This window comes from Bradyrhizobium genosp. P, from assembly GCF_049949265.1.
Taxonomy (GTDB): Bacteria; Pseudomonadota; Alphaproteobacteria; order Rhizobiales; family Xanthobacteraceae; genus Bradyrhizobium.
In genome coordinates, this window is sequence record NZ_CP188195.1 from 6,755,147 (window position 1) to 6,767,162 (window position 12,016).

The following is a 12,016-nucleotide window of genomic DNA, read 5'->3' on the forward strand; positions in this document are numbered from 1 at the left end:
CCGATCGTCCCGAAGAGACTTTCGGCCGATCTGTTGTACCCGTGCAACGTTCAGAGCGCCCTGCGTCGCAACCAGCGCGCGATTTCGACCGTCAATCAGGCATTTGGCGAGGGTTCGCCGGCTACGGCCAGCAATTGCGAGCGGCGGATGCGCTCGCGGTGGGCGGTGTAGAGGCCGCTCGCGACGATGAACGCGGCGCCGGCAATGGTCCAGCTATCGGGTAGTTCGCCGAAGACGAGGAAGCCGAGGATGCTGACCCACACCAGCTGCGTGTAGGAAAACGGCGCCAGCACCGAGGCATCGCCATAGCGGAACGCCAGTACCACGATCCACTGCCCCGCAGTCGACGCCACCCCGATCAGGATGCCGAACAGGATGTCGTGCCAGGTCGGTGTGACCCAGACGAACGGCACCAGCGCGGAGACAATGACGACGCCTACGATCGACGAATAGGCCATGATGGTGACGGGGCGTTCGCCGCCGCTCATCATGCGCGTCATGATCAGCGTGCCCGCCCAGGCCAGCGCGGACACGATCGGGAAGAACGCCGCAGGATGGAACGCGGCGGTGCCGGGCCGCAGGATGATGAAGACACCGACCAGACCGACCGCGGTCGCGATCCAGCGCCGCAGGCCGACCTTCTCGCCGAGGAACGCGATCGACAGCGCGGTGACGAACAGCGGCGAGACGAAGCTGGTAGCAGAAGCCTCCGCGATCGGCAGGAAGCTCAGTCCGGTGATGAAGAGCAGCGACGAGCCGAGCAGCGCCGAACCGCGCAGCACATGCAGGCCCGGACGGTTGCTCTGCAACGCAAACAACCGCGAGCCGGGCAACATCGAAGGCAGCATGATCAGCGCGAACACCACGAAGCGGATCCAGGTGATCTCGACCGAGGGCAACGTCGACGACAGATATTTTGCGGTGACGTCGGAGGTGCCCAGAAACACCGTCGACAGCAGGATCAGCGCGATGCCCTTGAACGGCCGGTCGGTGCGCGCAGGTGCTTTGCGAGCGGCGGTCGTCTTTGCAGGCAATGGCAAATAGGCGCCGTCCAGACTGGCGGCAGCGGCGGGGGGCGGAGTCACGGCAATCTCGATGGCAAAATAAAGCGAATCTGCGAGCCTCTCAAAAACTCCAATTCCGCCCAGAGAACAATGCCCGAAAACGGGACTCCGATATGCATCCGGGCGCGCGGCGGCCTGCCGCAGCCTGCGCGCAGCCGTCATTGAAACAGTTCGTTAAGAACTGTGTGCGCGGCGCTAGAGCATCGGAAGCGAGCGCGGCTTCGGCCCGCGCGGAAACGCCTTGTCGAGCGCTGTGATCTCGCTGTCACCGAGCTTGAGATCTCCAGCCGCCGCATTCTCCCCCGCATGATCCGCGCTCGATGCCTTCGGAATCGCAAGCACGGATGGAGCGCGAGTCAGGAAGCTGAGCGCCACCTGGCGCGCGGTCGCCTTGTGCGCATCCGCGATCGATTGCAGCACCGCGCCGCCCTTGCTCGATGGCGATGGAAAATCATTGTGGCCGAAGGGCGAATAAGCAACGACAGCGACGCCATGTTGCTCGCACCACGGGATCACCGCGTGCTCGAGCGCGCGCTCCTGCAGATGATAGAGCACCTGGTTGCAGGCAATCTTGCCCTCGCCCGCGACGTCGAGCAATTCGTCGAGATCCTCGGTGTCGAAATTGCTGACGCCCCAGGAACGGATCTTGCCGGCCGCGATCAACTCATCGAACGCCGCAACCGTGTCCGCCAACGGGTAGGACCCGCGCCAGTGCAGCAGATAGCAGTCGAGGCGATCGGTCTTCAGCCGCTTCAGCGAACGCTCGCAGGCGGTGATGGTGCCACGCCGAGACGCGTTGCTCGGCAGCACTTTTGAGACCAGGAACAGTCTGTCGCGCTGGCCTGCGGTGGCGTCCGCGATCACGAGCTCGGCGTCGCCATACATCTCCGCGGTATCGATATGGGTCATACCGGCGTCGATGCCGCGCTTCAGCGCAGCGACAGCCGACTTGCGGTCGCCGCGATCGAGATACCAGGTGCCCTGCCCGATCACCGAAACCCGCGGGCCGTTGCTGCCGAATGTTTTTGTCTGCATGGTCGTCTCGTCGTTCCCGTGATGTTTGGAACCGCGAGCAGGACGATAGAGCAAACGGGCGATAATGTCTCCACACCGTCGTCCCTGCGAAAGTAGGGACCCATAACCACAGGGCGTTGTTGTTGAGAAACGCTGTGGCCACAGCGTTCTGCAACACGCACATTTGTGGTTATGGGTCCCGGGTCAAGCCCGGGCGCGCGCTCGCACAACGGCGCCTCTCTACCACCTCAAACGTTGAGATTCATCCACACGGCCTTCGGCTCGGTGAAATTGTCGAGCGCGGCGGTGCCGTGCTCGCGGCCGAGGCCGGAGTCGCGCTCGCCGCCCCACGGCAACCGCACATCGGTATAGCCATAGGTGTTGATCCACACCGTTCCGGCGCGCGCCCTCTTCGCAAATCGCTGCACGCGGCCGATGTCGGCGCTCCAGACACCGGCGGCGAGGCTGTAGGCGGTGCCGTTGGCGATGCGCAGCGCATCCGCCTCGTCCTTGAACTTGATCACGCTGACGACGGGGCCAAAAATCTCCTCCTGCGAGATCCGCATTTCGTGCGCGACATTGGCGAACACCGCGGGGCTGATGAAATAGCCGCGATTGCCGACGCGTTCGCCGCCGGTCGCAAGCACAGCGCCCTCTTGTCTGCCGATCTCGACATAGTCGAGGATCGAGCGCATCTGCTTCTCGGAGATGACGGGGCCGAGCACGGTGGCGCGGTCGGCCGGATCGCCGATCCGCAGCGCCTCGGCGCGGGCGACCAGGCGTTCGACCACCTCGTCATACGCCTTCTCCTGCACCAGCACACGCGAGCCTGCCGAACAGACCTGCCCGGCGTTGAAGAAGATACCGGCCGCCGCCGCCTTGGACGCGGCTTCGAGATTGGCATCGTCGAAGATCACATTGGCGGACTTGCCGCCGAGTTCGAGCGATACCCGTTTGAAGTTGCCGGCGGCGCCCTTCATGATGCCGCGGCCGACGCCGGGCGAGCCCGTAAACGTCACCTTGTCGACATCGGGATGATTGACCAGCGCGTCGCCGACCACACGGCCGGGACCGGTGACGATGTTGAGCACGCCGCGCGGCAGGCCGGCTTCGAGCGCGAGTTCGCCGATCCTCAGCGCCGACAGCGAGGTCAGTTCGGCAGGCTTCATCACGACGGTGCAACCACAGGCCAGCGCCGGCGCGAGCTTCCACATCCCGATCATCAGCGGGAAATTCCACGGCACGATCGCAGCGACGACACCGACCGGTTCGCGCACCGTATAGGTCAGCGCGTCGTCGCGCGTCGACACGACCTCGCCGCTGATCTTGTCGGCCCAGCCTGCGTAATAGATCAGCGTGTCGATTGCGGCCGGGAGATCCTGGCGCAGCACCGCCGAGATCGGCTTGCCGGCATCGAGACTCTCGAGCGCCGCGATCTCGTCGGCGTGCTGCTTGAGAAGCTCGGCCCATTTCAAGAGGATGTGGCCGCGCTCGGCGGCGCGCATGGTGCGCCATGGCCCCTCGAAGGCGCGGCGGGCGGCGGCGACGGCGCGGTCGACATCGGCCTCGTTGCCTTCGGCAACCGTCGCGATCACCTGCTCGGTCGCGGGATTGAGCGATTTGAAGGTGCGTCCGGACAGCGAACGGACTCGTGCGCCGTCGATCAGCAGCAGTTCGTCCCTCGGAGCCTGGCGGCGGTCCTGAGCATGGTCATATGCAACTGACATCATATTTCTCCCTGTGTTCTGCTTCAACCTAGGAGACATTCTTCAGCAGTAAATATGATATCTTGTACCTATTGGTATACCAGTATATGAAGTAGACTTCATAAGCGGTGAACCAAAATGCTGCAGATCGAGATCGAGACCGTCTGGCGTTTTCGGAAAGACGACAGTCGGCAGACCATCGTCGTGATGCTCGGCATCCTCAACGAAATCAGGAAGACCGGGAAGATCACCAGCGCCGCCAACGACGCGCATCTGTCCTATCGCCATGTCTGGAACCTGATCGAGCAGTGGTCGGACTTCTTCGGCGTGCCGCTGGTCGAGACGCAGCGCGGCAAGGGCTCGAAGCTGACGCCGTTCGGCGAGAAGCTGGTATGGGCCGGCCAGCGCATGCAGGCACGGCTCGGGCTGCAGCTCGAAAATCTCGCCCAGGAGCTGGTCACCGAGATCAAGCCGTTCCTGCAGCAGCGGCCGCAGGTGATCCGCGTCCATGCCAGCCACGGTTTTGCGGTCTCGAAGCTGCGCGAATTCCTCGATCGCGAGAGCGGCATGGGCGTCGACCTGCGCTACGTCTCTAACCAGAACTCGCTGGTGTCGCTGGCGCAGGGCGCCTGCGATCTCTCCGGCGTCCATCTGCCGCGCGGCGAATTGCGCGCGCAGGGCATCAAGGCCTGCGCGGAATGGCTCGATCCGCGCGAGGACCGCGTGATCAATTTCGTGACCCGCGAGATGGGACTGATGGTCAAGCGCGGCAACCCGCTGAAGATCGCCTCGCTGAAGGACCTGGTCGACCGCAAGGCCCGCTTCGTCAACCGCGATCACGATTCCGGCACGCGGCTGCTGTTCGACCAGTTGCTGGCGCTGCACAAGATTCCCGAGAGCCGGATCAACGGCGCCCAGCAGATGGAATTCACCCATGCCGCGGTCGCGGCCTATGTCGCGAGCGGCATGGCGGATGCGAGTTTCGGCGTCGAGGCCGCCGCGCGGCAGTTCGGATTGGACTTCATCCGGCTGCTCACGGAGGATTATTTCTTCGTCTGCAAGCGCGCCTTCCTGGAGACCGAGCCGATGCAGCGCGTGCTCGACATCATGAAGAGCGGCGAGTTTCACAAGGCCGTGGGCGCCCTTCCCGGCTATATCGCGTCGAACACCGGCGCGGTCAGCGGCGTGAAGGATTTTCTCGACAAGATGTATTCGGATCGTTGATCAGGGACGTCCGTCGGCAAGCTGAGCCGCGGTACCGGTAACGCGACGATTTGGCGCCAACGCGCCTAGTGGCTGATCATCCAGGGACGCGCAGTCGGGAACCCCTTCGCACCGCTTTTGCTCTTGGTCACCAGCCGCGCCGGCTTCTTCTTCCCCGTCGAGCAGCAGCCGCAGCCCGGGCCGTGCGAAGCCTTGTACTGATCGAGCGTCTTCGGCGCGTGTCGGCTCTGCTCGTTGGTCGCATGTGCCTTGCGCTTGTCCGAGGGCATGCAGAAGAAGGCCGGCGCGGTCAGGATCACGCGCGGCGATTGCGTTTCGCATTGCGGACAGTCCAGCGGCAGGTCGCATTCGGCCATCGGCCGCATGTCGGTGAACGGGCCGCAATCGTTGCAGAGATATTCGTAGACGGGCATCTTTGATCCTTGCGCAATCGAGTGTGATATCTCTCGCGATGGATGCGGGGCGGCCACTAGCCGGGCCGTCCCGCATCCATCGCGCAGGGATCACTTGTCGGGTGAGATCGGCATCTGGATGTCGCCCTTGATGTGCTTGATCGGTCCGGCCGATGACGGCATCACGTCGAAGTCGAAGATCTCCGTCGGCAGCCACAGCGTGGCGCAGGCATTGGGCACGTCGACCACGCCGGAGATATGGCCCTGGCACGGCGCGGTGCCGAGGATCGAATAGGCCTGGGCGCCGGAGTAGCCGAACTTCTTCAGATACTCGATCGCGTTCAGACAGGCCTGGCGATAGGCGATGTGAACGTCGAGATAATGCTGCTTGCCGGCCTCGTCGACCGAGATGCCCTCGAAGATCAGATAATCCTTGTAGTTCGGCGTGATCGGCGACGGCTTGAACACGGGGTTCTTGATGCCGTATTTCGAGACGCCGTCCTTGATGATGTCGACCTTGATGTGCAGCCAGCCGGCCATCTCGATGGCGCCGCAGAAGGTGATCTCGCCGTCGCCCTGGCTGAAATGCAGGTCGCCCATCGAGAGGCCACCGCCGGGCACATAGACCGGGAAGTAGATCTTCGAGCCGCGCGAGAGATCCTTGATGTCGCAATTGCCGCCGTGTTCGCGCGGCGGCACGGTGCGTGCGCCTTCGAGACCGATCTTGGCCTTGGCGTCGCCCTTGGCCTGACCGGCATGCGCGGTCGGCGCAAACGGAGGATTGGCAAGACCCGGGACGCGGGTCGGGTCGGTCGCGATCAGCTCGGCTTCACGCTTGTTCCAGGCCGCCAGCATCTTGGCATCGGGCAGACAGCCGATCAGGCCAGGATGGATCAGGCCGGCGAAGTTGACACCGGGGATGTGACGCGACGACGTGTAGAGGCCTTTGATGTCCCAGATCGACTTCTGCGCCAGCGGGAAGTGATCGGTGAGGAACCCGCCGCCGTTCTGCTTGGAGAAGAAGCCGTTGAAGCCCCAGAGGCTCTCCTTCAGCGGGCCGACGTCGAGGAGGTCGACGACCAGGAGATCGCCGGGCTCGGCGCCCTTGACGCCGATCGGGCCTGACAGGAAGTGCACGATCGACAGATCGATGTCGCGCACGTCGTCGGCCGAGTCGTTGTTCTTGATGAAACCACCGGTCCAGTCGACGGTCTCGATGATGAAGTCGTCGCCCGGGCTGACCCACTCGACGATCGGAACCTCCGGATGCCAGCGGTTGTGGATCTTGTCGTTTTCATAGGCCGACTTGTTGAGATCGACCTTGATCAGTGTATCAGGCATCGCAATGCTCCCCTTGGTTTACACGGTTGAAAGTTTGAGCGTGATCTTGTCGGAAAACCGCTTCACACTTTTCCGGATCACGCTCCGTGGCTACACAGACAGATATTTCGAGATCTGCGCCGCATCGACGCTGGCGCGCGGATCGTCACGAACGATCTCGCCGTTCTCGATGACGAGAACGCGGTCGGCGATGTCGAGCGCAAAGCTCAAGACCTGCTCGGAGACGACGATTGACAGTCCCCGCTCGTCGCGGATGCGCTTCAAGGTCCGCGCCATGTCCTTGATGATCGACGGCTGAATGCCCTCGGTCGGCTCGTCCAGCAGCAGCAACTTCGGCTTGGTCGCGAGCGCGCGGGCGATCGCCAATTGCTGTTGTTGCCCGCCGGAGAGATTGCCGCCGCGGCGCCCCTTCATCTCCAGCAGCACCGGGAAAAGTTCATAGATATCACCGGGAACTTCCGAACCGCCGGAGACCACGAGCCCGGTCTCGATATTCTCCTCCACCGTCATGGTGGAGAAGATCATGCGGCCCTGCGGCACATAAGCGAGGCCCTTGGCGACCCGCTGATAGCTCTTCATGGTGCCGAGTTCGGTGCCATCCATGGTCACCGAGCCGCTCTTGGTCGGCAGGATGCCCATCAGCGATTTCATCAGCGTGGTCTTGCCCATGCCGTTGCGCCCCATGATCGCGACGATCTCGTTGGACGCGACCGAGACGTTGAGGCCGTGCAGCACCTCGCTCTGGCCATAGGCGACGTGAAGATCGTTGATTGCCAGCATGCGGTTCTCCTACGGCTTAACGTTCTTCACCTCTCCCCATCGGGGAGAGGTGAACTGAGTTCGCGGCTATGGCTCGACCTGCGTTGATCATCCGTCAGTGTCCGAGATAGACTTCGATCACCTTCGGGTCGTTCTTGACGTGCTCCATGGTCCCCTCGGACAGGATCTGTCCCTGGTGCAGCACGGTGACCTTGTGGGCGATGTCCTCGACGAACTTCATGTCGTGCTCGATCACGAGCACCGATCGGTCCTTGATGATGCGGTTGAGCAACTCGGCGGTCTTGGCACGCTCGGAGACGCTCATGCCGGCGACCGGCTCGTCGAGCATCAGCAGGTCCGGATCCTGGATCAGCAGCATGCCGATCTCGAGCCACTGCTTCTGGCCGTGGCTGAGCTGGTCGGCATAGGTGTTGAGCCGGTCCTTCAGGAAGATCATTTCGGCAACCTCCTCGACCCGCTGCTTGACGGCGTCGTCACGTTTGAACGCCAGCGAGCCGAACACGGTGCGCCCGCGCGGGTAGGAGATTTCGAGGTTCTCGAACACGGTGAGGTCCTCGAACACCGACGGCGTCTGGAACTTGCGTCCGACGCCGGCCTGCACGATCTCGTTCTCGCGCAGCCTCGTCAGCTCCTGGCCGCGGAATTGGATCGAGCCCGAAGTCGCCCTGGTCTTTCCGCAGATCAGGTCGAGCACCGTGGTCTTGCCGGCGCCGTTCGGGCCGATGATGACCCTGATTTCGTTCTCTTCGACGTAAAAGGAGAGATCGTTGACCGCCTTGAAGCCGTCGAAGGATACGGTGAGGCCGGAGACGGCGAGCAGGAAGTCCTTGGGCTGATGACCGACTAGCATGATGGTCCTCCTCACTCGGCCGGTGCGCCGTCGGCGATCAGGGCCGCCGATTTCGGTTTGCGTGACGCCAGCAGGCGATCGATGCGCGGCTGGACATAGTCCGCCCAGATCCCGGACAGGCCGTTCGGGAACGCCAGCACGACCGCGATGAAGAGCGCGCCGAGGCCGAACAGCCAGAGCTGCGGAAAGGATTCCGACAGGCTGGTCTTGGCGAAGTTGACCAGCAGCGAGCCCCACACCGCGCCGAAGATCGACATCCGGCCACCGACCGCGGTGTAGATCACCATCTCGATCGACGGCACGATGCCGACAAAGGACGGCGACATGAAGCCAACCTCGAGCGTGAACATCGCGCCGCCGATCGCGGCGAACACCGCTGCGGCGCAGAAGGCGAAGATCTTGAAGTTGGCGACGCTGTACCCGGAGAAGCGCACGCGGTCCTCCTGCTCCCTCATCGCTACCAGGATGCGCCCGAGTTTTGTCAACCGGATGAATTGCGCGGCGATGATGCAGCCGAACAGCAATACCACCTCGACGAAGTACAGGATGAACTTGGCGTGGTCGGTACGGATATCCCAGCCGTGCAGCGTACGCAGGTCGGTGATGCCGTTGATGCCGCCGGTGTAGCCCTGCTGTCCCACGATCAGGATGGTGAGGATCGCCGCGATCGCCTGCGTGATGATCGCAAAGTAGACGCCACCGACCCGGCGCTTGAACATCGCGGCGCCGATGATGAAGGCAAAGAACGCCGGCACAACGAGGATCGCGAGCACCGTGAGCGGAAAGCTGTGAAACGGCTTCCAGAACGTCGGCAATTCGGTGATCTGGTTCCAGTCCATGAAGTCGGGAATGCCCGGCGTCGACTGGATCTTGGTGTTCTCGACGCTGGAGGCCTCGAGCTTCAGATACATCGCCATGCAGTAGCCGCCGAGGCCGAAGAACACGCCCTGCCCCAGGCTCAGGATGCCGCCATACCCCCAGCACAGCACGAGGCCGATGCCGACGAAGGCGTAGGTCAGATATTTGGCAACCAGATTGAGGCGGAAGATATCCAGCGCCAGCGGCAGGATGACGAACAACACGAGCGCCAGTGCGATGAAGCCGATGAGTTCGGAGCGATTGAAAAAGCGCGAGTTGATGACCATGACTTTTATCGCCTGCCTGTTCTTACTTGCGGACCTTGAGCGCGAAGAGTCCCTGCGGCCGCACCATCAGGATCCCGACGATCGTCAGCAGCGTGATGACCTTGGCCATCGATCCCGACAGGAAGAACTCCAGCGTCGACTGGGTCTGCGAGATCGAGAAGGCGGAGGCGATCGTCCCGAGCAGGCTGGCGGCGCCGCCGAACACGACGACCAGGAAGGTGTCGACGATGTAGAGCTGGCCGGCGGTCGGTCCGGTCGATCCGATCATGGTGAAGGCTGAACCCGCGATCCCGGCGATGCCGCAGCCGAGGCCAAACGTGTAGCAGTCGACCTTCTCGGTATTGATGCCGACGGCGCCTGCCATGACGCGGTTTTGCACCACCGCACGAACCTGCTTGCCCCATTTCGACCAGAACAGCACGTAGGCGACCGCGAGGGTGATCAGCATGGTCAGCGCCATCACGAACATGCCGTTGATCGGGATCTGGATCGAGTCGGTGGCCTGCCAGGAACCCATCATCCATTCGGGCAGATCGACGCCGACCTCGCGCGCGCCGAAGATCGAGCGATAGGCCTGCTGCAAGATCAGGCTGAGGCCCCAGGTCGCGAGTAGCGTATCGAGCGGGCGCTTGTAGAGATGGCGTATCAACGCCCACTCGACCAGCATGCCGAGCGCGCCCGAGGCCACGAACGCCAATATCATCGCGACGAAGAAGTATCCGGGAAACAGTGACGGGAGATATTGCTGGAACGCATTCGACGTCATCCAGGTGACGTAGGCGCCCAGGATCATGAACTCGCCATGGGCCATGTTGATGACGCCCATCTGGCCGAAGATGATGGCGAGCCCCAGCGCCATCAACACGTAAACGGAGAACAGGATAAGCCCGGCAAAGCCCTGCATCGCGAGGATGGCGCCGAGATCGCCGATCGAATAGTCACCGAACATGATGGTTCTCCGTTAGTCCAAGGGCGCGCCTCGCTTCACCTCTCCCGCTTGCGGGGGAGGTCGCAGCGCATCGAACGATGCGTTGCGGGTGGGGGCTCTTTCCTCACGAAGAGCGTGACTCGCGGAGACACCCCCACCCCAACCCTCCCTCGCAAGCGGGAGAGGGCGTACAGTTTCCTCTGCGGCGGCCTTACTGGTAGCCCTTCGGGAACGGATTCGGCTCGACGAGATCGGCGGTTTCGTAGATCAGCTCGTACTGGCCATCGGCCTTGGCGCGTCCGACCCTAGTCTTCGACCACAAATGATGGTTCTCGTGGATACGGACATAGCCTTCCGGTGCGCCTTTGAACTCGACGCCGGGCGACGCCGCTGCGATCTTGTCGATGTCGAAGGAGCCGGCCTTCTCCGCGGTTAACTTCCACAGCCACGGGCCGAGATAGGCAGCCTGGGTGACGTCTCCGATCACGGTCTTCTCGCCCCACATCTTCTTGAACGCGGGCACGAAGGCCTTGTTGTTCGCATTGTCGAGCGACTGGAAGTACTTCATGCAGGCATAGGCGCCCGCGATGTTCTCGCCGCCGATGCCGTCGATCTCGTCTTCGGTCACCGAGATGGTCAGGAGCGTCTGCTTCGACAGGTCGATGCCGGCCGCCTTGAGCTGCTTGTAGAAGGCGACGTTGGAGCCGCCGACGATGATCGCGTAAATCACGTCGGGCTTGGTCAGCTTGATCTTGTTGATGACCGAGTTGAACTGGGTCGAGGCAAGCGGGAAGTATTCCTCGCCGACCACCTTGCAACCTTGCAGATGGCCCTCGATGTGCTTGCGCGCGATCTTGTTCGAGGTACGCGGCCAGATGTAGTCGGAGCCGAGCAGATAGAAGCTCTTGGACCCCTTGGTCTTGTTGACCCAGTCGAGGCCGGCGAGGATCTGCTGGGTGGCTTCCTGGCCGGTGTAGATGACGTTCTTGGACTGCTCGAGGCCTTCATAGAAGGTCGGGTAGTACAGCATGCCGTTGTACTGCTCGAATACCGGCAGCACCGCCTTGCGCGAGGCCGAGGTCCAGCAGCCCATCACGGCGGCGCATTTGTCGTTGACCAGCAGCTTCTTGGCCTTCTCGGCGAAAGTCGGCCAGTCACTCGCGCCGTCTTCCTGGATAAACTTGATCTTGCGGCCGAGCACGCCGCCGGTCTCATTGATCTGCGAGATCGCGAGCTTCTCGGCTTCGACCGACCCGGTCTCGGAGATCGCCATGGTGCCGGTCACGGAGTGGAGGATGCCGACGGTGACTTCGCTATCGGTGACGGCAAGACCCGTGGTATTGACCGCGGAAGTCGCCGGAACGTCCGCGAACGAGGGACGCGGCAACATCGAAATGGCCGGCAGCGCGGCCATCCCCATCAAGAGCTTGCGCCGAAGTGGAGACTTCAGGCCTCGTTTAATCTCGTCTGACATGAGCACCCCATTGGTTCGAGAACGCTTATTGGTGGGGCAAGGATTGCTTATTTTTGTGCAGCGCACTGATACGCAAGATCGCGTATACTGCACCGCAA

At 62.6% G+C, this 12,016-nt stretch carries 11 protein-coding genes; 1 reads left to right on the top strand and 10 read right to left on the bottom strand.

The genetic code is table 11. The annotated features are described in order from the left end of the window. Positions 1–95: 95 nt before the first annotated feature. The 3 genes from ACP2YO_RS32395 to ACP2YO_RS32405 form a co-directional block, all read right to left on the bottom strand. Entirely contained in the window at positions 96–1,085 is a 990-nt protein-coding gene (locus tag ACP2YO_RS32395; protein ID WP_426435199.1) for a DMT family transporter, read from the bottom strand. Positions 1,086–1,259: 174 nt separating this feature from the next. Further along, complete coding sequence (locus tag ACP2YO_RS32400; RefSeq protein ID WP_426435200.1) at positions 1,260–2,099, bottom strand: aldo/keto reductase; 840 nt, start codon at positions 2,097–2,099, stop codon at positions 1,260–1,262. A gap of 227 nt (positions 2,100–2,326) precedes the next feature. Beyond that, positions 2,327–3,805 (bottom strand): aldehyde dehydrogenase family protein, encoded by a 1,479-nt coding sequence (locus tag ACP2YO_RS32405; RefSeq protein WP_426435201.1) that lies wholly within the window; start codon positions 3,803–3,805, stop codon positions 2,327–2,329. Positions 3,806–3,922: 117 nt separating this feature from the next. Here ACP2YO_RS32405 and ACP2YO_RS32410 point away from each other — a divergent pair, with 117 nt between their 5' ends. Further along, entirely contained in the window at positions 3,923–5,008 is a 1,086-nt protein-coding gene (locus tag ACP2YO_RS32410; RefSeq protein ID WP_426435202.1) for a substrate-binding domain-containing protein, read from the top strand. Positions 5,009–5,073: 65 nt separating this feature from the next. Here the strand turns inward: ACP2YO_RS32410 and ACP2YO_RS32415 are convergent, their stop codons facing one another. The 7 genes from ACP2YO_RS32415 to urtA all read right to left on the bottom strand — a co-directional run bounded on the left by ACP2YO_RS32415 (position 5,074) and on the right by urtA (position 11,918). Next, a complete protein-coding gene (locus tag ACP2YO_RS32415) occupies positions 5,074–5,421 on the bottom strand; it encodes an FmdB family zinc ribbon protein (protein WP_426435203.1) in 348 nt (115 codons plus the stop codon). Positions 5,422–5,511: 90 nt separating this feature from the next. Beyond that, positions 5,512–6,741 (bottom strand): formamidase, encoded by a 1,230-nt coding sequence (gene fmdA / locus ACP2YO_RS32420; RefSeq protein WP_426435204.1) that lies wholly within the window; start codon positions 6,739–6,741, stop codon positions 5,512–5,514. Between the two features lie 90 nt (positions 6,742–6,831). Continuing rightward, positions 6,832–7,521, bottom strand: a complete 690-nt coding sequence (gene urtE / locus ACP2YO_RS32425) for an urea ABC transporter ATP-binding subunit UrtE (RefSeq protein WP_426435205.1) — start codon at positions 7,519–7,521, stop codon at positions 6,832–6,834. A gap of 94 nt (positions 7,522–7,615) precedes the next feature. Beyond that, on the bottom strand, positions 7,616–8,371 hold the full coding sequence (gene urtD, locus ACP2YO_RS32430; RefSeq protein ID WP_426435206.1) for an urea ABC transporter ATP-binding protein UrtD: 756 nt from the start codon (positions 8,369–8,371) through the stop codon (positions 7,616–7,618). An 11-nt stretch (positions 8,372–8,382) separates the two neighbouring features. Continuing rightward, a complete protein-coding gene (gene urtC, locus ACP2YO_RS32435) occupies positions 8,383–9,516 on the bottom strand; it encodes an urea ABC transporter permease subunit UrtC (RefSeq protein ID WP_426435207.1) in 1,134 nt (377 codons plus the stop codon). Positions 9,517–9,538: 22 nt separating this feature from the next. Beyond that, on the bottom strand, positions 9,539–10,465 hold the full coding sequence (urtB, locus tag ACP2YO_RS32440; protein ID WP_426435208.1) for an urea ABC transporter permease subunit UrtB: 927 nt from the start codon (positions 10,463–10,465) through the stop codon (positions 9,539–9,541). A 190-nt stretch (positions 10,466–10,655) separates the two neighbouring features. After that, positions 10,656–11,918, bottom strand: coding sequence for an urea ABC transporter substrate-binding protein (urtA, locus tag ACP2YO_RS32445; protein ID WP_426435209.1), 1,263 nt, complete (start codon positions 11,916–11,918; stop codon positions 10,656–10,658). Positions 11,919–12,016 lie beyond the last annotated feature (98 nt).